Source organism: Sphingobium cupriresistens (genome assembly GCF_004152865.1).
Lineage (GTDB): Bacteria > Pseudomonadota > Alphaproteobacteria > Sphingomonadales > Sphingomonadaceae > Sphingobium > Sphingobium cupriresistens.
The window spans coordinates 21,751-46,584 of the sequence record NZ_SEOO01000002.1 but is presented as its reverse complement, the minus strand read 5'-3'; the positions used below and the strand labels follow the sequence as shown (position 1 = coordinate 46,584).

At 65.2% G+C, this 24,834-nt stretch carries 22 protein-coding genes; 5 read left to right on the top strand and 17 right to left on the bottom strand.

The genetic code is table 11. The features are described 5' to 3' along the window. Positions 1-108: 108 nt before the first annotated feature. From EWH12_RS01495 to EWH12_RS01470, 6 genes are read right to left on the bottom strand one after another with little or no spacing between them, the layout of a single operon-like run. Positions 109-1,035, bottom strand: coding sequence for a ParB/RepB/Spo0J family partition protein (locus tag EWH12_RS01495; RefSeq protein ID WP_129925476.1), 927 nt, complete (start codon positions 1,033-1,035; stop codon positions 109-111). Then, positions 1,032-1,814 carry a ParA family protein gene (locus tag EWH12_RS01490; RefSeq protein WP_066607266.1) on the bottom strand — a complete coding sequence of 261 codons (783 nt, stop codon included), beginning with the start codon at positions 1,812-1,814 and terminating at the stop codon, positions 1,032-1,034. The genes EWH12_RS01495 and EWH12_RS01490 overlap by 4 nt, the downstream gene beginning before the upstream one ends. Positions 1,815-1,816: 2 nt before the next feature. Next, positions 1,817-2,452 (bottom strand): 16S rRNA (guanine(527)-N(7))-methyltransferase RsmG, encoded by a 636-nt coding sequence (gene rsmG, locus EWH12_RS01485; protein WP_129925475.1) that lies wholly within the window; start codon positions 2,450-2,452, stop codon positions 1,817-1,819. Beyond that, positions 2,449-4,299, bottom strand: coding sequence for a tRNA uridine-5-carboxymethylaminomethyl(34) synthesis enzyme MnmG (gene mnmG / locus EWH12_RS01480; protein WP_066607273.1), 1,851 nt, complete (start codon positions 4,297-4,299; stop codon positions 2,449-2,451). Before mnmG ends, rsmG begins: the two co-directional genes overlap by 4 nt. 59 nt (positions 4,300-4,358) lie before the next feature. Continuing rightward, on the bottom strand, positions 4,359-5,651 hold the full coding sequence (gene mnmE, locus EWH12_RS01475) for a tRNA uridine-5-carboxymethylaminomethyl(34) synthesis GTPase MnmE (RefSeq protein WP_129925474.1): 1,293 nt from the start codon (positions 5,649-5,651) through the stop codon (positions 4,359-4,361). Positions 5,652-5,655: 4 nt separating this feature from the next. Next, positions 5,656-5,904, bottom strand: a complete 249-nt coding sequence (locus EWH12_RS01470; RefSeq protein WP_066607277.1) for a DUF6489 family protein — start codon at positions 5,902-5,904, stop codon at positions 5,656-5,658. 153 nt (positions 5,905-6,057) lie between these two features. Here EWH12_RS01470 and EWH12_RS01465 point away from each other — a divergent pair, with 153 nt between their 5' ends. Together EWH12_RS01465 and EWH12_RS01460 are read left to right on the top strand one after the other, a co-directional pair. After that, entirely contained in the window at positions 6,058-6,759 is a 702-nt protein-coding gene (locus tag EWH12_RS01465) for a dienelactone hydrolase family protein (RefSeq protein WP_129925473.1), read from the top strand. Further along, positions 6,756-7,724 (top strand): quinone oxidoreductase family protein, encoded by a 969-nt coding sequence (locus EWH12_RS01460; RefSeq protein ID WP_207212342.1) that lies wholly within the window; start codon positions 6,756-6,758, stop codon positions 7,722-7,724. Before EWH12_RS01465 ends, EWH12_RS01460 begins: the two co-directional genes overlap by 4 nt. A gap of 72 nt (positions 7,725-7,796) precedes the next feature. On the opposite strand, the gene EWH12_RS01455 is transcribed toward EWH12_RS01460, so the two are convergent. Next, positions 7,797-8,519 carry a YjbE family putative metal transport protein gene (locus EWH12_RS01455; RefSeq protein ID WP_066607279.1) on the bottom strand — a complete coding sequence of 241 codons (723 nt, stop codon included), beginning with the start codon at positions 8,517-8,519 and terminating at the stop codon, positions 7,797-7,799. A 120-nt stretch (positions 8,520-8,639) separates the two neighbouring features. Then, a complete protein-coding gene (gene rho / locus EWH12_RS01450; protein ID WP_129925472.1) occupies positions 8,640-9,896 on the bottom strand; it encodes a transcription termination factor Rho in 1,257 nt (418 codons plus the stop codon). Between the two features lie 266 nt (positions 9,897-10,162). On the opposite strand from rho, the gene EWH12_RS01445 reads away from it, so the two are divergent. Next, complete coding sequence (locus tag EWH12_RS01445; protein WP_207212341.1) at positions 10,163-11,155, top strand: retroviral-like aspartic protease family protein; 993 nt, start codon at positions 10,163-10,165, stop codon at positions 11,153-11,155. A 2-nt stretch (positions 11,156-11,157) separates the two neighbouring features. Here EWH12_RS01445 and EWH12_RS01440 read toward each other — a convergent pair whose 3' ends face one another. The 6 genes from EWH12_RS01440 to EWH12_RS01415 form a co-directional block, all read right to left on the bottom strand. Then, complete coding sequence (locus EWH12_RS01440) at positions 11,158-13,281, bottom strand: transglycosylase domain-containing protein (RefSeq protein WP_129925471.1); 2,124 nt, start codon at positions 13,279-13,281, stop codon at positions 11,158-11,160. A 155-nt stretch (positions 13,282-13,436) separates the two neighbouring features. Beyond that, entirely contained in the window at positions 13,437-13,841 is a 405-nt protein-coding gene (gene msrB / locus EWH12_RS01435) for a peptide-methionine (R)-S-oxide reductase MsrB (RefSeq protein ID WP_066607291.1), read from the bottom strand. Between the two features lie 45 nt (positions 13,842-13,886). Then, positions 13,887-14,915, bottom strand: a complete 1,029-nt coding sequence (holA, locus tag EWH12_RS01430) for a DNA polymerase III subunit delta (RefSeq protein ID WP_129925470.1) — start codon at positions 14,913-14,915, stop codon at positions 13,887-13,889. Continuing rightward, positions 14,912-15,412: an LPS assembly lipoprotein LptE gene (gene lptE, locus EWH12_RS01425; protein WP_066607296.1), complete on the bottom strand. Its 501-nt coding sequence runs from the start codon at positions 15,410-15,412 to the stop codon at positions 14,912-14,914. Before lptE ends, holA begins: the two co-directional genes overlap by 4 nt. A 63-nt stretch (positions 15,413-15,475) precedes the next feature. Then, positions 15,476-18,004, bottom strand: coding sequence for a leucine--tRNA ligase (gene leuS / locus EWH12_RS01420; protein WP_129925469.1), 2,529 nt, complete (start codon positions 18,002-18,004; stop codon positions 15,476-15,478). Positions 18,005-18,104: 100 nt separating this feature from the next. Beyond that, positions 18,105-18,551, bottom strand: coding sequence for a DUF3576 domain-containing protein (locus EWH12_RS01415; RefSeq protein ID WP_129925468.1), 447 nt, complete (start codon positions 18,549-18,551; stop codon positions 18,105-18,107). 256 nt (positions 18,552-18,807) lie between these two features. Between EWH12_RS01415 and EWH12_RS01410 the strand changes: the two genes are divergently transcribed. Beyond that, on the top strand, positions 18,808-19,542 hold the full coding sequence (locus EWH12_RS01410) for a hypothetical protein (protein ID WP_129925467.1): 735 nt from the start codon (positions 18,808-18,810) through the stop codon (positions 19,540-19,542). Positions 19,543-19,637: 95 nt separating this feature from the next. Here EWH12_RS01410 and EWH12_RS01405 read toward each other — a convergent pair whose 3' ends face one another. The 3 genes from EWH12_RS01405 to EWH12_RS01395 form a co-directional block, all read right to left on the bottom strand. Further along, positions 19,638-20,573, bottom strand: a complete 936-nt coding sequence (locus EWH12_RS01405; RefSeq protein WP_066607303.1) for a 2-hydroxyacid dehydrogenase — start codon at positions 20,571-20,573, stop codon at positions 19,638-19,640. Between the two features lie 3 nt (positions 20,574-20,576). Further along, on the bottom strand, positions 20,577-21,917 hold the full coding sequence (locus tag EWH12_RS01400) for a cystathionine gamma-synthase family protein (RefSeq protein ID WP_129925466.1): 1,341 nt from the start codon (positions 21,915-21,917) through the stop codon (positions 20,577-20,579). A gap of 141 nt (positions 21,918-22,058) precedes the next feature. Next, positions 22,059-22,256, bottom strand: coding sequence for a hypothetical protein (locus tag EWH12_RS01395; RefSeq protein ID WP_066607309.1), 198 nt, complete (start codon positions 22,254-22,256; stop codon positions 22,059-22,061). Positions 22,257-22,414: 158 nt separating this feature from the next. Here EWH12_RS01395 and EWH12_RS01390 point away from each other — a divergent pair, with 158 nt between their 5' ends. Beyond that, on the top strand, positions 22,415-24,826 hold the full coding sequence (locus EWH12_RS01390; RefSeq protein WP_129925465.1) for a ligase-associated DNA damage response DEXH box helicase: 2,412 nt from the start codon (positions 22,415-22,417) through the stop codon (positions 24,824-24,826). Positions 24,827-24,834: the final 8 nt, after the last annotated feature.

Here is a 24,834-nt window from a genome sequence, read left to right as displayed (position 1 = left end):
TCTAAGGAGCAGGGGGACAAAAGACCAGCGGGCTTTACGGCCACATAGCCCAGACTCTTTCGAACGTCGCGCTTGTGCGCCGTGACGACCGCGGTTTACGGCGGCGCGCTAGATGCGCTCGCCCGACAGGCGTTGGCACAACATGTCCAACTGGTCGAGGTTTGAATAGCGCAGCGACAAGGCGCCGCCAGTCGATGCGCCTTCATGCGCGATCTCGACCTTCAGACCCAATATATCGGCCAGATGCTGCTCCAGCGCCGCGATGTCCGGGTCTTTGTCGCTGTTTGCGGCATTGCGGCGGGCGGCGGGCGCGTCGGCGCCGGTCTTGACCCGCCTCACCAGCTTTTCAGTGTCGCGGACCGACAGGCCCTTATCTTCGACCTGGCGCGCCAGCGCTTCGCAATCGGGCAGGCCGATCAACGCACGGGCATGGCCCATGCTGATCCGGCTCTCCATCACCTGCTGTTGCACCGATTGGGGCAATTCGAGCAGGCGCATCAGGTTGGCGACATGGCTGCGCGATTTGCCGACAATGCGGCCCAGCGCATCCTGGCTATGATGAAATTCGGCGATCAGCTTGCGATAGGCTTCCGCCTCTTCGATCGGGTTGAGATCCTCGCGCTGGATATTTTCGATCAGCGCGATTTCCAGCGTTTCCTGCTCGTCGAAATCGCGGACGATCGCAGGAATGCGATGCATCTGCGCCCGCTGCGCCGCGCGCCAACGGCGTTCGCCGGCGATGATCTGGAAACCGCCGCCATGGGGACGCACGATGATTGGCTGGATCACGCCGCGCTTGGCGATGCTCTCGGCCAGTTCCTGCAACGCGCCTTCGTCGAAATGGCGACGCGGCTGTTCCGGGTGCGGCTGGATCAGCGACACTTCGATGCTCTGCACCGCCTTGCCATTGGCGGGAATGGCGCTGGGCGATACCGGTTCCTCGCGCGCGACGTCCCCCAACAGGGCGGACAGCCCGCGGCCCAGACCATGGGGACGCTTGGCGATCTTGGGCTTGTCGGTCGTTTCGTCGCTCAAGCGGCAACCTCCTGTCGGGGCAGTCGGGCGATCAGTTCGCGCGCCAGACGCATATAGGCTTCGGACCCCGAACAGCGGAAGTCGTAGATGAGGGCGGGCACGCCGTGACTGGGCGCTTCGGACAGGCGGACATTGCGCGGGATGACTGTGGAGAAGACGAGATCGCCCAAGCACGCGCGCACATCGTCGGCGACCTGGTCGGTCAGGCGATTGCGGCGATCATACATGGTCAACGCCACGCCCATGATCGACAGGCCGGGGTTGAAGCGGCCGCGAATACGCTCGACCGTCTGGAGCAGTTGCGACAGACCTTCGAGCGCGAAAAATTCGCACTGGAGCGGAACCAGCAGATATTGCGCGCCGACCATGGCGTTGATGGTGAGCAGGCCCAGCGAGGGCGGGCAGTCGATCAGGCAGATATCCCAGCGACCCGGCTGGGCTTCGGCCAATACGCGCTCCAGCCTGTGGGTGCGCTGTTCATAGTCGATCAATTCGATCTCGCAGCCCGACAGATCCTGGGTCGCGGGGACCAGATCCAGCTTGGGGACGCGGGTGGCGATGACGGTGTCGTCCAGCGCGCAATTGCCGACCAGCAGGTCGTAGCTGGACTGGGCGCGATCGGCATGGCCGACGCCCAGGCCAGTGGAGGCATTGCCCTGCGGATCTAGATCGACCAGCAAGACGCGCAGCCCAGTGGCGGCCAGACCGGTCGCGAGGTTGATCGCGGTGGTGGTCTTGCCCACGCCGCCCTTCTGATTGGCGATGGCGATGCGGATCATCCTTAGCCTTTCCTTTTGGCGGGCGTCACGGCGTGGGCCACGATGATGGCGCTATCGCCATCCGTTACGCTGGGTTCCACGTGAAACGCACCTTGCCATGCCGGACGCGCCGCCTCCAGTTCATTTTGCGCATTTCGTCCCTTGGGCAGCACCCAGAGGCTCTTTTTATCGGAAAGATGCAGCGCCGATTCGAACAGCTTGGGCAAAGGCGCGTAGGCGCGCGCGCTGATGACGGCGGCTTGTACCGGCGGCACCATTTCGACGCGGCCGCCGAAGACGCGGGCGTGGGTCAAGCCCAGTTCGGCGATCACGCTGTCCAGAAAATCGATCCGCTTGCGCCGGGATTCCACCATCATCAACGGGCGGTCGGACAAGCAGGCGAGCACGATACCCGGCAGACCAGCGCCCGATCCGAGATCGATCCAGTCGCCCTCGCCCGCTTCCTTTGTGTGAAGCAGCAATTGGGCGGAATCGACGATATGCCGCGTCCACACATGGGGACGGGTCGATTCCGCGATCAGATTCTGCTCGTCCATCGCGGACAACAGGATAGCGACATAGCGCTCCAGCTTGCTCCATGTTTCACGTGAAACATCGCATTGCGCCGTCAGCCAGGCGCGGGCGTCGTCTTCGGTCACGCCGCTACCCGGCGGACGTGGACGAGGATGGCCGCCAGCGCCGCCGGCGTGATGCCACGGATGCGACCGGCGGCGGCAAGCGTGTCTGGACGGGCGGCGTCAAGGCGCTCGATCATCTCGGTGGACAGTCCGCCGATGGTACGGAAATCGAAATCGGCAGGGATGATGACCCGCTCGTTGCGACGCAATTCGGCAATTTCGCTATCCTGTCGTTGCAGATAGGGGGCGTAATGGGCGTCCTCCCATATTTCGTCGCGCAGGTCGGCGGGCGCGTCGCGCAGGGTCGGCGCGAGCGCGCACAGCAACGCCCGGTCGACTTCGGGAAAGCGCGCCCAGTCGAACAGGCTGCGCCGCGCGCCATCCTGTCGAACTGCCGCGCCCGCCCGCGCCATTTCGCTGGCGGTCCTGGGCTGAGCCAGGTCTGCTTCGATCGCGGCCCGCTGCGTCTGCCGCTCGGTCAATCGGGCAGCGCGATCGGGGCCGATCACCCCATGCGCCAGGCCGATCGGGCCTAGCCGTGTTTCCGCATTGTCGGCGCGCAGGCGCAGCCGATATTCGGCGCGAGCGGTGAGCATGCGATAGGGTTCGGTCACACCCTGCAAAACGAGATCGTCTATCATCACGCCGATATAGGAACTGGCCCGGTCGAGGATCATGGGCGCTTCGCCGCGCGCGCGCGCAGCGGCATTGACACCGGCGATCAATCCCTGCGCCGCCGCCTCCTCATAGCCGGTCGTCCCGTTGATCTGGCCGGCGCAGAACAGGCCAGTCAGCTGGCGTACTTCCAGCGTGGAATCGAGCGCGCGCGGATCGACATGGTCATATTCGACCGCATAGCCCGGCACGGCGATCTCTACCTGCTCCAGCCCCGGCATCGATCGCACCATGGCGACCTGCACGTCGGTTGGCAGCGAGGTGCTGATGCCGTTGGGATAGATGAGCGGGTCGTCCAGCCCTTCCGGCTCCAGAAAAATCTGATGCCCGTCGCGATCGCCGAAGCGCAAGACCTTGTCCTCGATCGACGGGCAATAGCGCGGCCCCCGCCCCTCGATCGCCCCGCTGAACAAGGGTGACCGGTCCATGCCATCACGGATAATCGCATGGGTAGCATCATTCGTGCGGGTGATGGCGCAGGCCAGTTGGGGCAGGATGCGGCCGGTGGACAACGGAGACATCGTCCACGCCTCCCCGTCCGAAGGCTGCGTTTCCAGTCGCGCCCAATCGATGGTGCGGCCGTCCAGACGCGGCGGGGTGCCCGTCTTAAGCCGCGCGATCGGCAGGCCCAGCGCGCGCAACTGTACGCCCAGTGCGCTGGCGGCGCGCTCGCCGATCCGGCCGCCAGTCTCGCGTTCGTCGCCGCGAAAGAGCTTGCCGCCCAGGAAAGTGCCGGTCGCCAGCACCACGGTCGGCGCAGCGATGGTGCGACCATCGGCCAGCGCCACACCGGCGATCGCGTCGCCCGCGATCAGCAGCGCGTCGGCTTCGCCCTCGACAATCTCCAACCCCGCTTGCGCATCAAGCATCCCGTGGATGGCGGCGCGATAGCGTTTACGGTCGGCCTGCACGCGCGGCCCCTGCACGGCGGCGCCCTTGCTGCTGTTGAGCATCCTATAATGAATGGCGGCGGCGTCGGCGGCACGGGCGATCAGCCCGTCGAGCGCATCGACTTCGCGCACCAGATGGCCCTTGCCCAAACCGCCGATCGCCGGGTTGCAGGACATGGCGCCAACCGTATCGCGGGCAAAGGTCAGGAGCGCGATAGACGCGCCCTTGCGCGCCGCCGCAGCGGCCGCCTCGCAGCCGGCATGGCCGCCGCCGACCACGATCACATCATAATGGCTTTGCATGGGCGGCCCATATCAGAGTCAGGGGGGTGGGGTCAAAAGCGTTCCACGTGGAACATGCATCATTTGCCGATGCAGAACCCCGAAAAGAGACGGTCGAGCATATCTTCGGTCCCCGCCTGCCCGGTCAGCGCATCAATGGTGCCGCGCGCCAGGCGCAAATCTTCAGCAACGACGAGCAGATCCGGTGTCGCGCCAGCCGCGCTGAGATGCGCGTACAACTGTCCAACTTGCTGTCTCTGTCGCGCGTGCAGGGCATAGTCGCCCTCCCCCGGCAGCAGCGCCGCTGCACGTTCCTGAAGCGTAGCGACCAACCTGTCCATGCCCTCGCCGGTGCGGGCGGAAAGGCGCAGGCCGGGCCGACCTGCCTCGGCGCGATCGGATTGGGCCGCAATTAACAAGGCATCGTCGCGGGGCAGGTCGGCCGCATCGCCCAGCCACAGGATGATGTCGGCCGCGTCCAACGCCGCGCGGGCGCGGTCGATGCCGATCGCCTCGATCGCATCGTCCGTCTCGCCGCGCAGGCCGGCGGTGTCGGTGAACAGGAAGGCGGTGCCGCCGATCGCGGCGGGCACCTCGATCCGGTCGCGGGTGGTGCCGGCGACGTCGGACACGATCGCCGCGTCGCGCCCGACCAGCGCATTGAGCAGGGTCGACTTGCCGGCATTGGGCGGCCCGGCCAGGACCACGCGGATGCCGTCGCGCAGCCGCTCTGCGGACGGCGCGGCGAGGATGGCGGCGACATCCTGCGCCAATGCGACGATGCCTGCGCCGATCCGGGTTTCGATCGCGGCGTCGGGCACGTCATCCTCGTCGGAGAAATCGAGCGCGGCTTCGGCCATGGCGGATAGATCCAGTAAGCTCAGTCGCCAGTCGTCGATGCGGCGCGAAAAATGCCCCTCCGCCATGAGCAAGGCGGCGCGCCGCTGGCTCTGGGTTTCGGCGGCGAGCAGGTCGGACAGGCCCTCCACCGCGTTCAAATCCATGCGACCATGGGCAAAGGCGCGGCGGGTGAATTCCCCCGCCGCGGCCCGGCGCAATCCCGGCATGGCGGCCAGCGCCTCTTCCACCGCGGCGACCACGGCGCGGCCGCCATGGCAATGGAGTTCGGCCATGTCCTCGCCGGTGACGGTCGAAGGACCGGGCAGCCATAGCAATAGCGCCCGGTCGAGCGGCGCATCGTCGCGCGGGTCTTTCAGCAGCGCCAGGCTGGCGGTACGGGGGGATGGCAAGCGGCGGGCCAAAGCAGCAAGCGCTGCCCCGGCCCCGACGCCGCTGATCCTTATGACCGCAATCCCCGCCGGCGGCGCACCGCTCGACAGGGCGAAGATCGTGTCGCCGTCGGAACCGGACACAGGCCTATTTCTTGTCGCCGCCGGACATGCCCGCCAGGCCCATATTCATCATCTGCTGGAACAGGCGCATCCCCGCATCACCCATGGGCGAAAAGCTTTTGAACAACGTCTCCATCTGCTCGACATTGGCGACGCCATCGAACCCGTCGAGCATTGTCTTGATATATTTGTCGTGGATGGGGGTGACATCGGGCAGGCCCAGGAAAGAGCGCGCTTCGGCAGGCGTGCAGTCCACGTCTACGGTAACCTTCATGTCGCTGCCCTTTCTTTCGGCCTTTGCATGTTATGCGCGCTGTCATGCCGCAATTGCCCGGACCAACGCAAATTTTTTAACGCGGCGGGCGGTTGCGCCTCGGTCTGGATCGGCCAATATGCGTTCCATTCTCATAGCGGCAAGGATATCGGCATGGGCGACTTCACTTCTATCACGACCTTGGACGGCGACAGGCAATTCGACGCCTATGTGGCGAAACCCGAAGCAGAGGCGAGCGCGGCGATCATCGTCATCCAGGAAATTTTCGGGGTGAATGAGGGGATTCGCGCAAAATGCGATAGCTGGGCCAAGGCCGGCTATGTCGCCTATGCGCCCGACCTGTTCTGGCGGCAGGAGCCGCATGTCGAACTGGATGCCGACATACCGGAGGATTTCCAGGCCGCGATCGGCCTGATGCAAAAGCTCAACCAGGACCAGGCCATTCGCGATATCGAAGCGACGATCAAGGCCGCGCGCGCCGCGGCCGGTGGCGGCAAGGTCGGTCTGGTCGGCTATTGCCTGGGCGGGCGGCTGGCCTTCATGAGCGCCTGCCGTACCGATGGCGATGCGTTCGTCGGCTATTATGGCGTCGGCATCGACGGCTTGCTGGGCGAACAACATGCGATCGGCAAGCCGGTGCTGCTGCATGTGCCGACCGCCGACCATTTCGTCCTGCCCGACGCGCAAAAGGCGATGCATGAAGGGCTGGCGGATAATCGTCATGTGACGCTGCATGATTATGCAGGTTTGGATCATGGCTTCGCCGCGGAGATGGGCGAGCGCCGCGACGAAGCCGGCGCGGAACTGGCGGACGGCCGCACCGCCGATTTCTTCGCCGAACATCTCGCCGGATGAGCGGCGCATGGCGCATGGTCGCCCGCAGCCATGGCGGGCCGGGGGTGATCGCGCGCGAGGATTTCGATCCCGGCGCGCCGGGTGAAGGCGAAGTGCTGATCGCGCAGGACGCGGTCGGCCTCAACTTCATCGACACCTATTATCGCACCGGCCTCTATCCCGCGCCCCTGCCCACCGCTTTGGGGTCGGAGGGCGCAGGCCGGGTCGCGGCGGTGGGTCCGGGCGTCACCGGCTTTGCGATCGGCGATGTTGTGGGCTGCGCCAGCGGGCTGGGGTCTTACGCCACCCACCGGATCGTGTCGGCGGACAAGGTGGTGCGGATTCCCGATGGCGTCTCGACTCAGGACGCGGCGGCGATGATGCTCAAGGGCATGACCGCCTGCTATCTGGCCGAAGACACGATCGCGCTCCGGGCCGGGCAGGTCGCGCTGGTTCATGCGGCGGCGGGCGGGGTCGGCTCCGTTCTCGTCCCCTGGCTGCGCGACAAGGGCGTCATCGTCATCGCCCATTGCGGATCGGCCGAAAAAGCCGCAAGCGTGGAGGCCGATCACAGCCTGCATGGCGGTTTCGATGATCTGGCAGCGCGCGTGCGCGACCTGACCGGGGGCCAGGGCGTGGACGTGGTCTATGACGGCATCGGCAAGGATAGTTGGACCGCCTCGCTCGCCAGTCTCAAGCGGCGCGGGCTGATGGTCAGCTATGGCAATGCATCGGGCGCGGTGCCGCCGGTCAGCCTGCTGGACCTGAGCCGCGGCGGGTCTCTCTACGTCACCCGCCCGACCCTGTTCGACTATATCGCCACGCCAGAGTCACTGGCGCATAGTGCGGATCGCCTGTTCGACCGGATGCGGCGCGGCGTGGTGAAGGCGGTGATCGGCCAGCGCTTCGCCCTGAAGGACGCGGCCGAGGCGCACCGCGTGCTGGAGGCGCGGCAGACGATGGGGGCGACGATCCTCATCCCCTGATGCTCTGCTGAAGCACAAAAAAAAGGGGGCGGAACCTGTCAGGTTCCGCCCCCTTTTTGCGTGGCCGGCCGTTCAGCCGAACAGCGTCAATATTCCGACCTGATGATCGACAAAGCCTTCATAGATCATCTTCACCGCGACATAGACGATGACGGCGAGGCCGATATAGGCGATCCAGCGGAAACGCTCGATATATTTGGCGATGATGTTGGCCGCGATGCCCATCAGGGCGACCGACAGAATCAGCCCGATGATGAGGATGCCAGGATGGTCCTTCGCGGCGCCGGCGACGGCCAGCACATTGTCCAGGCTCATGCTGACGTCGGCGACGGCCACGGCCCAGGCGGCTGCGGCGAAGCTCTTGGCCGGACGCAGGCCTGACACATCGTCGTCGCTGGTGTCGCCTGGCGTGTCCCCGCCCCGTTTGGGGTGCAATTCACGCCACATCTTGAAGCTGACCCACAGCAGCAGCAGGCCACCGGCCAGGATCAGGCCGACAATCTGCATCAACTGGCTGACCACGAGCGCAAAGGCGATGCGCAGCACCAGCGCGGCGATGATGCCGATCAGGATCACCTTCTTGCGCTGCGCGGCCGGAAGCCCCGCCGCCAGCGCGCCGACGACGATCGCATTGTCGCCAGCCAGAAGAATGTCGATCATCAGCACCTGACCAAAGGCGGCCAGCGCGCTCGGTGAGGTTATATTGCTGAAATCATTGACGATGTGCTGCCAGATATCGGCAGGAGAGCCGAGGCCCTGGGCCGCCGAAGCGGCGGTGGCGATGAGGTCGATCATGGCGGCCTGCTAACGTCCCTATATTTAGGAAAGGAGAAAGCCGGACCATATACATGGCCCGGCTGTCGCGGCAAAATTTATGATGGATCGGGCCGCGATCGGAGGGATCGCGGGCGCCCCTTACTGATTCATGGAGTCGAAGAAATCTTCGTTGGTCTTGCTGTCCTTCATCTTGTCCAGCAGGAATTCCATCGCGTCGATCGTGCCCATCTGCATCAGGATGCGGCGTAGCACCCACATCTTGCTGAGCTTGGGCTTGTCGACCAGCAACTCTTCCTTGCGGGTGCCGGACTTGCCGACATCCAGCGCCGGGAAGATGCGCTTGTCCGCGACCTTGCGGTCCAGCACGATTTCCGAATTGCCAGTGCCCTTGAACTCTTCGAAGATCACTTCGTCCATACGGCTGCCGGTGTCGATCAGCGCGGTGGCGATGATGGAGAGCGAGCCGCCCTCCTCAATGTTACGCGCCGCGCCGAAGAAGCGCTTGGGCCGCTGCAGCGCATTGGCGTCCACACCGCCGGTCAGCACCTTGCCCGACGAGGGGACGACGGTGTTGTATGCGCGGCCGAGGCGGGTGATCGAATCGAGCAGGATGACGACATCCTTCTTGTGCTCGACCAGGCGCTTGGCCTTTTCGATCACCATTTCGGCGACCTGGACGTGGCGGGTGGCGGGTTCGTCGAAGGTGGAGGACACGACCTCACCCTTCACGCTGCGCTGCATGTCGGTGACTTCTTCCGGGCGCTCGTCGATCAGCAGGACGATCAGGAAGACTTCGGGATGATTGTCGGTGATCGCCTTGGCGATATTCTGGAGCATCACCGTCTTGCCGACGCGGGGCGGCGCGACGATCAGCGTGCGCTGGCCCTTGCCCTGCGGCGACACGATGTCGATGACGCGGGCCGACTTGTCCTTCTGGGTCGGGTCATAGGGGTCGAGCGTCAGCTTCTGTTCGGGATAGAGCGGCGTCAGATTGTCGAAATTCACGCGATGGCGGACCACATCGGGGTCGTCGAAATTGACGGTGTTGAGCTTCACCAACGCGAAATAGCGCTCGCCATCCTTGGGCGCGCGGATTTCGCCATCCACCGTATCGCCGGTGCGCAGGCCGAAGCGGCGCACCTGATTGGGCGAGACATAAATATCGTCTGGACCGGCCAAAAAGTTCGCTTCGGGGCTGCGCAGAAAGCCGAAGCCGTCGGGCAGCACCTCGATCGTGCCCTCGCCCATGATCTGCTCGCCATTTTCAGCCTCGGCCTTCAGGATCGCAAACATCAGATCCTGCTTGCGCAGCGTCGATGCGCTTTCGACGCCCAGCTCTTCGGCCATGGTGACCAAGTCTGCGGGCGCTGTTTTCTTGAGGTCCTTGAGGTGCATTGCGAATCGGTCCGATGGCGAGAGGGTAAAGTAGGGCTGAAAGGGGAAGGATTGCGAACCAGGCAGGACGCCGGTCGAGTCCCGTTCCGAACGGAAGGGCGCTATCATTTGGCGTTTAGCGATCGGCCCATGGTCAAGTCAAGACATGATAGCAGGCCGCAGCGGCGGAAAATCGCCTTTCCACCGCAATTCGCGCCGGGCGGTGCCGCTGGTGCGACCATGGCCTTCCATGGTATAAGCGAGGCATAAAATGGAAGGATGAGGATATGGGACGGCTCCTTCTCTGCATGAGGGTGTTGCTGGGGTTCGCGCTGGCGATCGGCGATCCTGCGCTGGCCACTCAGGATGCGTCCCTGCCCGCCCCTGCGATCCTCGATCCCGACGTGCCGCCGACGGTCGTCCAGACCGGTCCCGCGCTGGACGCACGGGTGACCATCCCGATTTCGATCGACGGCAAGGGGCCGTGGAACTTCATCATCGACACCGGATCGCAGCGCACCGTGATCGCGCGCGATCTGGCGCAGGAGCTGGCGCTGTCGCCGCGCGCCAATGTCACGATCATCAGCATGACCGGCCGGTCGGAAGCCGGGACGGTCGCGGTGCCGCGGCTGGGCTTTGGTGGCGGCACCATCGAGGATATCGAGGCGCCGGTGCTGGAAGGCGAACATCTGGGCGCGCCGGGCCTATTGGGGCTGGACAGTTTGCACGCGAAGCGGCTGACGCTGGATTTCCGCACCGGCCGGATGGAAATCAGCGGCAGCAACCCCCGCCGTCGGCTGTCGGCCGATCCCGATACCATCGTGGTGGAGGCGCGGCGCAAGCGGGGTCAGCTGATCCTGCTCGATTCCGAAGTCAACGGGATGCGGGTCAACATCATGCTCGACACCGGCACCAATTTCAGCATCGGCAATATCGCGCTGCGCGACAAGCTGATGGCTAAGAAGCGCGCCCCCGCGATGATGACGGCGGCGCTGACCAGCGTCACTGGTGGCACGCTGACGGGGCAGGTCGGGCGGATCAAGTCGGTGCGCATGGGCCGCGTCAATCTGATCGACGTGCCCGTGCTGTTCGCCGACGCCAGCCCCTTTGCCGAACTGGGGATGCAGGACAAGCCGGCGCTGCTGCTGGGCATCAGCGCGCTTAAGATTTTCGACCGGGTGGCGATCGATTTCGGCCGGGGGAAGGTCGACTTCCTGCTGCCCGACGGCAGCGCGCTCGACAAGACGCGCTTCGCCGCCAATGACGAGGTGAAGGGTTAGGCTTAGGGGTTGGGCGACGGGCGCGGTGCAGGCGTCGGCCTCTGCTGGCGATCACGGCCCAGCACATTGTCGATCCATTGCTGGTCGATGCGCGGCGGTTGCGGTCGGTCCTGCCTCGGCCGGTCTTCTGGATCGACCTCCATCTGCGGATCATCGCTCCCGGCTTCATAGGGATCGGCGCGCGGCCGTTCGATCGGCAGGCCATTCTCATCGACCATCATGCCGCCGCCCCTGCCGCCATCGATGCCGTTGTCGGGGCCGCCATAATAGGCTTCCTCGTCCGGCTCCAACTGCCATTCGGGCAGGGTCACCTGGGTTTCGAACTGCTCCACCGGCCGCTTGGAGACGGCGACCTTCATATAATCGGCGAAGGCGTGGGCCGGCGCACGCCCGCCTTGCAGTCCGCCGACCGCCTTGGCGTCGTCGCGTCCCATCCATACGCCGGTCGTGATGCCGCTGGAAAAGCCCAGGAAATAGCCATCCTTGTTGCTGGTCGTGGTGCCGGTCTTGCCCGCCACCGGGCGGCCGATCTGCGCCGCCTTGCCGGTGCCGGTGCTGACCGCCGTCTGCATCAGGTCGGTCATGCCGGCGGCGACCCAGGGCGCGACCAGCACGCGGCTGGTGTCGTCCTGGTGGCTGTAGAGCATCCGGCCGTCGGCGGTCGTAACCTTGGTAATGCCATAGGGCGTCACCGCAATGCCCTTGCGCGCGATCGAGGCGGCGGCGCGGGTCATGTCGATCAGGCGCACGTCGGACGTGCCCAGCACCATGGAAGGGTGGGTGTTGACCGGCGTCGTGATACCGAACCGGCGGGCCATGTCGGCGACGGTCGGGAAGCCGACCTCGACGCCCAGCTTCGCAGCGACCGTGTTGATCGAATAGGCGAAGGCGGTGCGGATATCGATGTCGCCGGAAAAGCGGCCCGAACTGTTGCGCGGCGACCAGCCATTGATCGTCACCGGCTCGTCGGTCACGCCGGTATCGGGCGTATAGCCTGCCTCCAGCGCCGCCATATAAACGAAAATCTTCCAGGCGGACCCCGGCTGGCGCGTCGCGGTGGTGGCGCGATTATAGTTGGACGTCACATAATCGAGGCCGCCGACCATCGCCCGCACAGCGCCGTCGCGGTCCAGGCTGACCAGCGCCCCTTGCGTGCCGGACGGGACATTGGCCTGGATCGCTGCCGTCGCGGCCTTCTGCATATTGAGGTCGATGGTGGTATAGACTTCCAGCGGCTCGTTCGGCTCGTCGATCAGCAGGTCGAGTTGGGGCAGCGCCCAGTCGGTGAAATAGCGCACGCTGTTCTGCGGCGCTTCGGGCGCCAGCTTGACATTCTGGATGTCGGCGTCAGCCCGCTGCGAAGCGGAAATCACGCCATTTTCCTGCATCAGGTCCAGCACCACCCCGGCGCGGCCGATCGCCGCTTCCGCGTCGGCGGTGGGGGAATAGCTGGACGGCGCCTTGACCAGCCCGGCGACGATCGCGGCTTCGGGCAGGTCCAGGCTGGTGGCGGGGTGGCCGAAAAATTTGCGGCTGGCCGCGTCGATGCCATAGGCGCCGCCGCCGAAATAGACCTTGTTCAGATAGAGTTCGAGGATCTGCCGCTTGGAGAATTTGCGCTCCAGCGCCAGCGCCAGCACCATTTCGCGGATCTTGCGGCCGAAACTATAGCTGTTGTTGAGAAAGATGTTGCGCGTCACCTGCTGGGTGATGGTCGATGCGCCCTGCCAGCGACGGCCCGATCCGCGTCGTTCCACCGCGACCCAGGCGGCGCGCGCCATGCCGATCGGATCGACGCCGGGGTGCAGGTAGAAACGCTTGTCCTCGGTCGACACCATCGCGTCGATCATGACCTGCGGAATCTGGTCATAATCCATCCAGCGTCCGAAACTCGGCCCCAACGACACGATGACGCTGCCGTCTGCGGCATGAACGCGGATCATCTGGCCGTTGGGGGAGGATTTCAGGCTGTCATAACTGGGCAGCGAATGCATCGCGATCACCACAGCGATCACCACCGCCAGCAGGCCCGCCACCGCCGCCGCGAGGCCGATCTTCAGCCCGCGCAGCATCCATGTCTTCGCGCGGCCACGCGGCGCGCCCTTGCTCTTGCCTGATCCTGCCATTTGTGCCGCCCCGGATACGCGCTAATCCCGGCCCCTGCCAGCGCAAATCATGCGTCCGGCGCGGAAAAAGACCGTCGCGCCTTCCATGGAGAGCGGCGCTTTACCGGGAATGAATAAGACGGCCCCGCTGGTTCGAAACGAACGGATGTAGGCCGTTACGCCTCTTCGTCGCGCGGCTTGAAATCCAGGCTGGCGCTGTTCATGCAATAGCGCAGGCCGTTGACGCCCGGCCCGTCAGGGAAGACATGGCCCAGATGGCCCTCGCAGGTCGCGCAGCGCACTTCGGTGCGGACCATGCCGTGGCTGGCGTCGCGAATTTCCTCGACCGCGTCGATATCCACCGGCGCGGTGAAGCTGGGCCAGCCCGATCCGCTGTCATATTTTTCTTCCGCGTCGAACAGTTCCGCGCCGCATCCGGCGCAATAATAGACGCCGTCGGCCTTGTTGCCATTATAGGGGCCGGTGAAGGCCCGTTCCGTGCCGGCTTCGCGCAGCACATGATATTGTTCGGGGGAAAGGCGTGCGCGCCATTCGGCTTCGCTCAGGTTCAGCTTGTCCATGACCGCAATATGGCCCCGGCGGACCGGGGGTTCAAGCCTTCGGATTCAGACCCGCTCGCGCGCTGCCTGCCGCGCGATCGTCAGCAATTCATGGCGGACCATCAGGTCGCCCAGCCCCCGGCCCGACCGCGTGGCGCGCTCCGCATCCAGCAGCCGTTGCAGTACGCGGGCGATGCCGGGCGCATCCCATTGCCGCACCTGCCGCGACACCAGCCCCTTTTCCTTCCAGAATACCGCCTTGCCCGCCGCCTCGACCGCGCCTTCCAGCCGGCCGCTCGCGTCGAACTCGGTGCGGATATGGGCGATCAGCATCGCGCGGTTCAGCAGCGGCCGGATGACCGAGGCCATCGCGGTGCCGGTTTCGCTGAGGCTGGTGAGTTCGCGGTGCATGGCTTTCAGGTCGCCGCCCAGCACGGCGTTGACCAGCGGGCCGACCTCCGTATCGGGATTGTCGGCGGACAAGGCGTCGAGCGCCTCCGCCGTCGCTTCGCGCGGGCGGTCGGGCGCGGCGTCGAGATAGAGGATCAGCTTCTCGATCTCGCCGGTCATCAGCGCGCGGTCGCCATTGGCGAGATCGACGATGCGGCGGGCGAGGTCTGATGGCAGGCGCAGCCCGCCGTCGCGCGCGATGCCGACTGCGATCTGTTCCGATTCGCGCGCGTCGGGCTGGTAGGAGATGCAGGCCATCACCGCCTTGTGATCCAGCGCCAGCTTGACAAGCTTCGACGTGGCTTTCAGCGCGCCGGCGACCGCGATCACCGGGTTGCCGGCGGCTTCCGCCTCCAGCAGGGCGGTCAGCGCCGGGACCGATTCCTCGCCCATGCCGCTGATGCGAATCCAGCGTTTGTCGCCGAACATGGAAAAGGATGCGGCTTCGTCGGGCAGCCGGGCGGGATCGTCCTTCAGCGTCGCGCCGTCCAGGTCGATCCGTTCCGCCTGCGGCCCCATGGCGCGCTCCAGCCGCTTGGCCAGCGATTGGCTGCCTGCTTCGTCAGGTCCGTAGAGCAGGAAGAAGCGGATATCCTGTGGCGGCGCGTCGAGCGCCCGTTCGATCTGGCCGCGATTGGCCTTCAAGGATTCGCGGCCTTGCGCGAATAGAGCGCCAGCCGGGTGACGATCTGGTCCGCCACCGTCTGCGACAGCCGTTCCAGCGCCGTGTCTTCGGCCGCGATCGTGGCATATTCGCTCGACGTGACATCGATGCCCGCATCGGACCCGGCGGTATCGTCCAGCAACTGCGCGCCGGTGGTTTCATCCACCAGTTGATAACGCGCCCGCAACGTGCGCCGCTCGCGCGTGATCGCGGCATCGGACCGCAGGCCAAAGCCGCTGATATCGTCGTCCAGCTTCACCACCAATTTGTAGCGCGGACCCGATCCGCTGCGCATCGCCGAAAGCCGGTCGTTCAGCGCGTTGCGCACCAGCCAGCCGCCCTTGCCCTCGATCGGTTCGACCGTGACATTGCCCAAAGCCTGCGCCACCGCGCCCTGCCCGCCACCGCCATAAACGGGGCGCAGCCCGCAAGCGGAGAGGAGCAACGGGATGGCGAGCAGGGGCAGGATGCGCTTCATGGGTGAGACCTTTAACCGTTCGGGCTGAGCTTGTCGAAGCCCCTTCCTGCCTTCCAGGCCGTTTTAGAAGACGATATTCACCAGCCGGTCGGGCACCACGATGATCTTCTTGGGCGTCGCGCCGTCGAGGATGCGCACGACGTTCGGAGCGGCCAGCGCCAGCCGTTCCAGTTCGTCCTTCGCCGTCCCCTTGGGCACGGTGATGGTGTCGCGCAGCTTGCCCATCACCTGGCAGGCGATGGTGACTTCATCGTCCACCAGCAGCGCGGGATCGACCGGCGGCCAGGCGGCGTCGGCGATCAGGCCTTCTCCACCCATCTCCGCCCAGCCTTCTTCGGCCAGATGCGGGGTCATCGGTGCGACCAGCAGGGCGAGTCCGCGGATCGCGGCGGTGCGCGACGCGGACGGCTTGGCCTTCTCGATCGCGTTGGTGAGTTCGTAGATTTTGGCGACGGCCTTGTTGAAGCCCAGCGCCTCGATATCCCGCGCGACGCCATCGACGGTCTGGTGCAGCTTGCGGTCCAGCGCTTTGTCCTGGCCCTCGGCGCTTGCATCGCAGTCGCCAAACAGCCGCCAGACGCGGTTGACGAAGCGCCAACTGCCTTCGATCCCGGCCTCGGTCCAGGGCAGGTCGCGTTCGGGCGGGCTGTCCGACAACATGAACCAGCGCACCGCGTCCGCGCCATATTGGGCGATGATGTCGTCGGGATCGACGACATTCTTCTTGGACTTGGACATTTTGATCACGCGGCCGACTTCGACCGGCGCAGCGTCGGCGATCAGCGTCGCCCCCTCGGACGTCCGGTCGATCTCGCCCGGCGCGAAATAGACAGGGGGCAGGCCCTCGCCCTGTTCGCGGCTATACGTCTCATGCGTCACCATCCCCTGCGTGAACAGGCCGGTGAACGGCTCGGCAAAGCCCAACTGCCCCATATGCTGGAGGGCGCGGGTCCAGAAGCGGGCATAGAGGAGATGCAGGATCGCATGTTCCACGCCGCCGATATACTGCCCGACCGGCAGCCATTTTTCGACTGTCTTCCGATCGAACGGCTTGTCCGACGGCTGGCTGGCGAAGCGGATGAAATACCAGCTCGAATCGGCGAAGGTATCGAGCGTATCGGTTTCGCGCACCGCCGGCTGGCCGCAGCTTGGACAATCGACATGCTTCCAGGTCGGATGGCGGTCCAGCGGATTGCCCGGCACGTCGAACGTGATGTCTTCGGGCAGGATGACCGGCAACTGTTCCTTGGGCACGCCCACCGGGCCGCACGTCGCGCAATGGATGACCGGGATCGGCGTGCCCCAGTAACGCTGGCGCGACACGCCCCAGTCGCGCAGCCGGAACACGGTCTTGCCCGCGCCCCAGCCTTCCGATTCGGCCCGCGCGATGACGGCGGCCTTCGCCTCGTCCACGCTCATCCCGTCCAGGAAACGCGAGTTCACCAACTTGCCGGGGCCGGTATAGGCTTCGTCATGGATCGGCGTGTCGGCCTCGCCTTCCGGCGCGACCACCCGCTCGACCGGCAGCATATATTTGCGCGCAAAGTCCAGATCGCGCTGGTCATGCGCGGGCACGCCCATGACCGCGCCGGTGCCATAGTCCATCAGCACGAAATTGGCGATGAACACGGGCAATTGCCAGTCGGGATCGAACGGATGCGCGACGCTCAGGCCGGTGTCGAAGCCCAGCTTCTCCGCCGTTTCCAGCTCGGCAGCGGTGGTGCCGCCTGCCTTGCATTGTTCGATGAACGCGACCGCTTGCGGGTTGGTCGCGGCGACCGCCTGCGCGATCGGATGGTCTGCCGCGATCGCGACGAAGCTCGCCCCGAAAATCGTGTCGGGCCGGGTCGAATAGACGTCGATCCGGCTGTCGAACGGCGCGACCGGCTCGAAGTGAAATTGCAGGCCGACCGACTTGCCGATCCAGTTTTCCTGCATCAGCTTCACCTTGTCCGGCCACTGGTCCAGCGTGGCCAGGCCCGCAACCAGATCGTCGGCGAACTGGGTGATTTTGAGGAACCACTGGGACAGCTTGCGCTTCTCGACCAGCGCGCCCGACCGCCAGCCGCGTCCGTCGATCACCTGCTCGTTGGCCAGCACCGTCATATCGACCGGGTCCCAATTGACCGCCGATTCCTTGCGATAGACCAGGCCCGCTTCCAGCATGTCCAGGAACAGCGCTTGTTCATGGCCATAATAGTCCGGCTCGCAGGTGGCGAGTTCGCGGCTCCAGTCGATCGCAAAGCCCAGCTTTTTGAGCTGCGCGCGCATATTGGCGATGTTGGACCGCGTCCATTCGCCCGGATGGACCTTCTTTTCCATCGCCGCATTTTCGGCCGGCATCCCAAAGGCGTCCCAGCCCATCGGATGCAGCACTTCATGCCCCGTCATCCGGCGGAATCGCGCCAGCACGTCGCCCATCGAATAATTGCGGACATGCCCAATATGGATGCGCCCCGACGGATAGGGGAACATCTCCAGCACATAGCTGCGCGGCTTGGACGATGCGTCGTCGGCCTTGAAACTCTGCCGTTCGTCCCAGGTCGCCTGCCAGCGGGCGTCGGCCTCAAGCGGGTTGAAGCGCCTCTGCATGTCATGTCCTTACAAATGCGATCGGGCTGGGCCTTTCCAAGCCCAGCCCCGATAGGTCAGAAAAATGGGGCGTCGCGCCAGCGCCGCCCAAAGCGCGGTGTCAGCCGATCGCCGTGCGGCGCAGGTCGCGCGCCTTGGTCAGGATCACTTCCTCCAGCTTCTGGACGGTGGCCGCGGCGACCGGGGCGTCGACCCACTGGCCGCCCTGGTTGACCTGACGGTTGGCCGCGACGCGGAGCGCGTCGGCGCGCAGATCCTGGTCCAGAATCGACACCGTCAGCTTCATCCGTTCATTGGGGCTGCCCGGATTGGCATACCAGTCGGTGACGATCACGCCGCCGTTCGAATCGGTCTGGACCATCGGCATGAAGGACAAAGTGTCGAGCGATGCGCGCCACAGATAGGCGTTGACGCCGATCGTCGTGACCCTAGATGCGGCAAGATCGGCCTTGGGCCGGTCCTTTGCGCCGCCGCCACAGGCAGCCAGCGGAAGGAGCGCGGCCAGCAGCAGGCCGGCGGTTGCAGAGGCGGGAAGGCGGCGGACCATCAGGCTTGTCCTAGCATGAAAAAGACGAGAAACTGACCGCTTCTATAGTGACCGTGCGTTGTGGGGCAAGGGGGCGCGAAGGCGCGCGCGACGGGTCGCGCCGCGACGGGTGCTGGTAACGCTCCCGTTCGACGGCTTCCCGCCTGTGTGTTCCATGCAACAGCTCGGACAAAAAGGCGTTCTGCCCCTAGCCAGTGGAGGCTTTGCCGGTGTAGAGCGTTACGCAAGACATATGAGCGGGGAAAAGAATCGGGTCATGCGTGTGAATAGGGGATATTTGGCAGGAACAGGCGCGGCGCTGGCCGTCGCTGGCTTCATGCTGTCTCCTGCGTTCGGCGCGGCGACCGATTTCATGCGTCAGCGCGGCGAAGCGCCTGTATCGCTCGGTTCGCTGGGCAGCATTTCGTCCTTCACCCCCACGATCAAAGACCCGCGCTTGGCTGCGGCCTATGCGAAGATGGTGGCCTCTGCTGGACGGCAAGGCTTTCGTTTCACGCCGACCAGCGGTTCCCTAAGCGGCCAGCGGTCGGTAACTGTGATGGTGCGCGCGGCGGGTGAAGACCGGGTCGCGGTGAACCGCACCGTCGATGCGATCGATATCAAGCCCGTCGCTTTCAGCCTGAACGGCGCGCATAGCTGGCGCAAGTTTGCCCTGCCCGACGCGGTCGGTCGCAAGGCGCTCGACCCGGTGCCGGTCGAAACGATGGTCGATGCGAAGAATTTCTCGCTGGATGACGGCAAGAAGGATCGGTTCAGCACCAAGATGATGTTGGAGAATCGCCGCGAAGCTGGTGTTGCGACGACCGTTCGCAATCCGTCGGCGGACAAGGATTATTCGCTGGATCTGGCCGGCTCCTATTCGCTGACGCGCAATCTGAACGTCACCGCGGGCGTGCGCTATAATAATAGCGTGGCCGGTCGCCTGACCCCGATGACCGATGAGCGTCAGGATAGTCAGGCGGTCTATCTGGGCACCATATTCAAATTCTGATGCGTTGACGGCCTGCGGGTCGTCTTCCTTCGCATTATCCTCATTGTCCGATGGTCGTCATCTGGGCGCTTTCTTACCGCTCTGATCGATTCGCGTCATCCGTCCGCCGGCACCGGGGACGGCAATTCTTCGCCAGCGAAATGCGCGGCGAGATTGGCCATCAGCACCTGCGCCATGCGGCCGACCGCCTCATGCGTCGCGCCGCCCACGTGCGGGGTCAGCACCACATTGGCTATATCGGCCCAGCGTGACGGATCGGTGGGTTCGGGGTCGAACACATCGAGCGCCGCGCCGCCCAGTCGCCCGTCGCGCAGCGCGGCGACCAGCGCAACCTCGTCCACCAATTGTCCGCGCGCGACATTGACCAGCAATCCGTCCGGCCCCAGCGCGTCGAGAATGCGCGCGTCGATCATGCCACGATTATGCGCATCGGCACGGGCCGCGATGACGAGAATGTCGCTGCCCCGCGCCAGCGCCTCCAGACTATCGGCACGCGGGCAGGACAGATTGGGCTTGGCCCGTGGACCCCACCAACCGATGCGCATTTTCATAGCGCGTGCTCGTTCCGCCACGGCTACGCCGATCGCCCCCATGCCGACGATGCCCAACCGCGCGCCGCCCATGGACCGGGTCCGCGTCTTGCTCTCGATCGTCCATTGACCGGCTCGCAATTGGCGGTCGCCCGCCACGATCCAGCGGCGATGGGCCAGTATCAGGCCGATGGCGTGATCGGCGACGTCGTCGGCATTGGCGTTCCCGGCATGGGCCACCGCGATGCCGCGTTCCCGCGCCAGCGCCACGTCGACGCCGTCATAGCCCACGGTGAAGCAGGCGATCAGGCGCAGCCGCGGCATCGCATCGATCAGATTACGGCCTAGTGGGAATTCGCCCGCCCAAACCAGCGCGTCCACTTTGGCCAAGTCGCCCGGCGTGTGCGCTTCCCAAAGGACGATAACGTCATGATCCGCACGCAACAGCGGCAATAGTGGCGCCAGCAACGGCTGGCCCACCAATAGCAACGGACGGGTCATGGCTCATCCGATCTGCCGCAATGCCTGGGCGAAATCGGCGATCAGATCGTCGGCATCTTCGCAGCCGATCGAGATGCGCACCATATTGTCGCCAATGCCCAGCGCCTTCTTGCGCTCGGCTGGCACAGACAGGTGCGTCATCGCGGCGGGATGGCTGGCCAGCGTCTCGGTCCCGCCCAGGCTGACCGCCAGCTTGGCGATCTTGAGCGCGTCAAGGAACGCGAACGCCTCCGCCTCGCCGCCCTTCAGATAGAGCGAAAAGGTCGATCCCGCGCCCGTGCAATGGCGGCGATAGATATCGGCCTGCCGCTCGGTTTCGGGGAAGCCCAGATAGACCACCTTCTCCACTTGCGGCTGGTCCTTCAGCCAGGCGCAGACCTTCTCCGCATTCTCGCCCGCCCGGCTCATCCGCAATTCCAGCGTCTCCAGCGACCGCAGCAGCATCCAGGCGCTATGGGGGTCGAGGATCGTGCCGATCGTGTTGCGCATCAACCGGATGGTCGTGATCAGCGCATTGGACCCCAGCACGCCGCCCGCGACCAGATCGCTATGGCCGCCGGCATATTTGGTCAGGCTGTAGATGACGAGGTCCGCGCCATGGGCGAGCGGCTTGAGCCACAACGGACCCAGGAACGTATTGTCGATGGCGATCGGCGGGACATGCGCTTCCCCTGCGAACAGCGAGTCGCGCTGCGCGACCACCGCCTCCACATCGACCAGCACATTGGTCGGATTGGCCGGGCTTTCCAGATAGAGCAGGGCGACCCGGCCCAGCCCCTTGGCCTTTTCGATCACCGCGCCAATCTCTTCCGGCGTCGCGCCGGCCGGGAAATCGAGCCATTGCACCCCGAATTTGCCCAATATGCGCCCAATCAGCGATTCGGTCGCGGCATAGAGCGGCGCTGAATGGACGATGACGTCACCCGGCTGCACCAGCGCCAGCAATGTGGTGGCGATCGCCGACATGCCGCTGGAAAAGAGCAGGGCATCCTCCGCCTCCTCCCATACCGACAGCCGATCCTCGCAAATCTCCTGATTGGGGCCGTTGAAACGGGAATAGACCAGCCCCTCCGATCCGCCGGGGCGGATGCCGGTCACGCCTTCGAAATGGCGCTTGCCCGCGGCCGCGCTTTCGAAGGCGAAGGTGGAGGTGAGGAAGATGGGCGGCTTGAGCGACCCCTCCGACAGCGTCGGGTCATAGCCATGGCCCATCATCAGCGTGGCCGGCTTCAGCTTGCGGCCATCAATCTCCATGATCGGCGCCTTGGGGCGGCGGCGGTTGCCTGGGGCTGCCACCCCGGTCAGCTCGGCTTCGGACAGTTTAGGGGGCGTTTCGCCGGTCATATCGTTTCTCCTGCTGCGGCGGCGTCTGGTGCGTCGCTGTCATGGGCAGGAGTGTAACGCAGGGCAGCGATGGAGGGCCAGAGGGCGCGTAAGATTATTTCTCGCTGCTATATGATTATTCCGAAGGCCCGTTCGCGAAGGTCAGGCGACCAGCCCTTCCTCAACCTCCAGATCGACCGGCGCCTGATCCGGCTTGACCAGGCTATGCGGCGTACCAAAACGACCGACCTGCAAAGTCTCGGCATAAAAGCCCCACCATTGGGTCCAGAAGGCGGCCGGCATGAACCAGATGTCGAAAAAGACGTCCGGCATCGGCTGTGTGCTGATTTTCTCGGTCATGGCCACTCTCTCCATGCGCTGTGCCGCGCGACACCTTAAACGCCTCATTCGGCGGAGCGTTGCGCGGTCCTGAGGGAAGATGCCTAACCTATCATGGCCGCACGCCATGGCAAAGCGCAGACGGTGACAGCGGCGTCATCGCCCCCTACATCTCCAGGATGCCGCCCGCCCTTCCCGCCATCATCGAAGACTGGTTCGCGTCGCGCGACTGGCGACCGCGGCGGCACCAGATGGATATGATGGCGGCGGCGGCGCGGGGCGATCACGCGCTGCTGGTCGCACCGACCGGGGCGGGCAAGACGCTGGCGGGTTTCCTGCCCAGCCTGGCCGACCTGATCGCCCATCCGACCGACCGGCTGCACACCCTCTATGTTTCGCCCTTGAAGGCGCTGGCGGTGGATGTGCGCCGTAACCTGCTGACCCCGATCGAGGAGATGGGCCTGTCCATCAGCGTGGAGACGCGCACCGGCGATACCCCGTCCGATCGCAAGGCGCGCCAGCGGGTGCGCCCGCCGCAAATATTGCTGACCACCCCCGAATCGCTGTCGCTGCTGCTCAGCTATCCCGACGCCGCTTTGCTGTTCTCGGACCTGCGGACCATGATCGTCGATGAGGTCCACGCTTTCGCCACCCAGAAGCGCGGCGACCTGCTCAACCTGTCGATGGCGCGGTTGCAGGCGATCAATCCGGCGCTGCGCCGCGTCGCCCTGTCCGCGACCGTGGCCGATGTCGATGCCTATCGCGCCTGGCTCGCGCCCGATGGCGATATCGACAGAGTGACGCCGGTGATGGGGGAGGCAGGCGCGGAGCCGAACGTCGCTATCCTCATCCCCGAAGGCCGCGTCCCCTGGTCGGGCCATTCGGGCAAATATGCCGCGAAGCAGGTCATGGCGGAGATCGAGGCGCGGCAAACCACCCTGGTCTTTTGCAACACGCGCGGCCTAGCCGAACTCATCTTCCAGGAACTCTGGTCCGCCAACGACGCCAACCTGCCGATCGCCATCCACCATGGCAGCCTGTCGATCGAGGCGCGGCGCAAGGTCGAATCGGCGATGGCCGCGGGCAAGCTGCGCGCGCTCGTGGCGACGGCGTCGCTCGACCTCGGTGTCGATTGGGGCAATGTCGATTGCGTAATCCAGATGGGCGCGCCCAAGGGCAGCTCGCGCCTGCTCCAGCGCATCGGCCGGGCCAATCACCGGCTCGATCAGTCGAGCGAGGCGATCCTGATCCCCGGCAACCGCTTCGAATATCTGGAGGCGCGCGCCGCGCTGGACGCGGTCGAAGCGGGCGAGCGCGACGCCGACGATTTCCGCGTCGGCAGCCTGGACGTGCTGGCCCAGCATGTCATGGGCCTGGCCTGCGCCGGGCCATTCCGGGCGGAGGAATTGCTGGAGGAAGTGCGATCCGCCACACCCTATAGCGCGCTGACGGCCGAAGCGTTCGACCATGTGCTGCATTTTATCGAGGGTGGCGGCTACGCCCTGCGCGCCTATGACCGGTTCAAGCGACTGACGCAGGACGATGATGGCACTTGGCGCGTCTCCCACCCCCGCTTCGTCCAGCAACATCGCCTGAACGCCGGCATCATCGTCGATCAACCCGCGCTGGCCGTCCGCTTCGCCAACGGTCGCAAGCTCGGCACGGTGGAGGAAGGCTTCGCCGCGCAGCTACGCCCTGGCGACAGCTTCTTCTTCTCCGGCATGGCGCTGGAGGTGGTGCGGATGGATACGTCCGACCTCACCGTCCGGGCGACGTCCAAACAGGCGCGCATCCCTAGCTGGGGCGGATCGCGCATGGCCATGTCTACCCGCCTCGCCGATCGGGTGCGGCATCTCCTGGCCGAGCCCGACGCTTGGCACCGCTTTCCGCCCGATGTGCGCGAATGGCTGGAAATGCAGAAGCTGCGCTCCGCCCTGCCCCAGCCTGGCCAGCTCCTGATCGAAACCTTCCCGCATGAGGGGCACCATTATCTCGTCTGCTACAGTTTCGAGGGCTGGAATGCGCACCAGTCGCTCGGCATGTTGCTCACCCGCCGCATGGAGAGCCAAAGGCTGATGCCTTTGGGCTTCGTCGCCAATGATTATGCGCTGGCGGTCTATGGGCTAAAGCCCATCACCGATCCGCAAAGCCTGTTTTCCGCCGATATTCTCGACCATGAATTTATCGACTGGGTCGAGCAGTCGAGCCTCCTGAAGCGCGCCTTTCGCGATGTGGCGGTGATTTCGGGCCTGATCGAGCGCCAGCATCCCGGCAAGCGCAAGACCGGGCGGCAGGTCACCTTCTCCACCGACCTGATCTACGATGTGCTGCGCAAATATCAGCCCGATCATCTGCTGCTGAAAGCCGCCTGGGCCGATGCGCGCGCGCGGATGACCGATGTCGGGCGGCTGGGCGACCTGATCGACCGGGCGGCGACGACCATGCTGCATGTCACGCTGGAGCGGGTCAGTCCGCTCGCCGTGCCAGTGCTGATCCTGATCGGCCGCGAGCATGTGGCGCAGACGGCAGCCGAAGATGCGCTGTTGATGGAGGCCGAAGCGCTGGTCGCCGAAGCGATGCGCGCCGACTAAAGGCGACG

Coding starts and splice junctions, on each gene's coding strand:
- EWH12_RS01490 (WP_066607266.1), bottom strand. CDS start 1,814: ATGATCCGCATCGCCATCGCCAATCAGAAGGGCGGCGTGGGCAAGACC.
- mnmG (WP_066607273.1), bottom strand. CDS start 4,299: ATGCAAAGCCATTATGATGTGATCGTGGTCGGCGGCGGCCATGCCGGC.
- EWH12_RS01470 (WP_066607277.1), bottom strand. CDS start 5,904: ATGAAGGTTACCGTAGACGTGGACTGCACGCCTGCCGAAGCGCGCTCT.
- EWH12_RS01465 (WP_129925473.1), top strand. CDS start 6,058: ATGGGCGACTTCACTTCTATCACGACCTTGGACGGCGACAGGCAATTC.
- EWH12_RS01460 (WP_207212342.1), top strand. CDS start 6,756: ATGAGCGGCGCATGGCGCATGGTCGCCCGCAGCCATGGCGGGCCGGGG.
- EWH12_RS01455 (WP_066607279.1), bottom strand. CDS start 8,519: ATGATCGACCTCATCGCCACCGCCGCTTCGGCGGCCCAGGGCCTCGGC.
- rho (WP_129925472.1), bottom strand. CDS start 9,896: ATGCACCTCAAGGACCTCAAGAAAACAGCGCCCGCAGACTTGGTCACC.
- EWH12_RS01445 (WP_207212341.1), top strand. CDS start 10,163: ATGGGACGGCTCCTTCTCTGCATGAGGGTGTTGCTGGGGTTCGCGCTG.
- EWH12_RS01440 (WP_129925471.1), bottom strand. CDS start 13,281: ATGGCAGGATCAGGCAAGAGCAAGGGCGCGCCGCGTGGCCGCGCGAAG.
- msrB (WP_066607291.1), bottom strand. CDS start 13,841: ATGGACAAGCTGAACCTGAGCGAAGCCGAATGGCGCGCACGCCTTTCC.
- lptE (WP_066607296.1), bottom strand. CDS start 15,412: ATGAAGCGCATCCTGCCCCTGCTCGCCATCCCGTTGCTCCTCTCCGCT.
- leuS (WP_129925469.1), bottom strand. CDS start 18,004: ATGCAGAGGCGCTTCAACCCGCTTGAGGCCGACGCCCGCTGGCAGGCG.
- EWH12_RS01415 (WP_129925468.1), bottom strand. CDS start 18,551: ATGGTCCGCCGCCTTCCCGCCTCTGCAACCGCCGGCCTGCTGCTGGCC.
- EWH12_RS01410 (WP_129925467.1), top strand. CDS start 18,808: ATGCGTGTGAATAGGGGATATTTGGCAGGAACAGGCGCGGCGCTGGCC.
- EWH12_RS01405 (WP_066607303.1), bottom strand. CDS start 20,573: ATGACCCGTCCGTTGCTATTGGTGGGCCAGCCGTTGCTGGCGCCACTA.
- EWH12_RS01400 (WP_129925466.1), bottom strand. CDS start 21,917: ATGACCGGCGAAACGCCCCCTAAACTGTCCGAAGCCGAGCTGACCGGG.
- EWH12_RS01395 (WP_066607309.1), bottom strand. CDS start 22,256: ATGACCGAGAAAATCAGCACACAGCCGATGCCGGACGTCTTTTTCGAC.
- EWH12_RS01390 (WP_129925465.1), top strand. CDS start 22,415: ATGCCGCCCGCCCTTCCCGCCATCATCGAAGACTGGTTCGCGTCGCGC.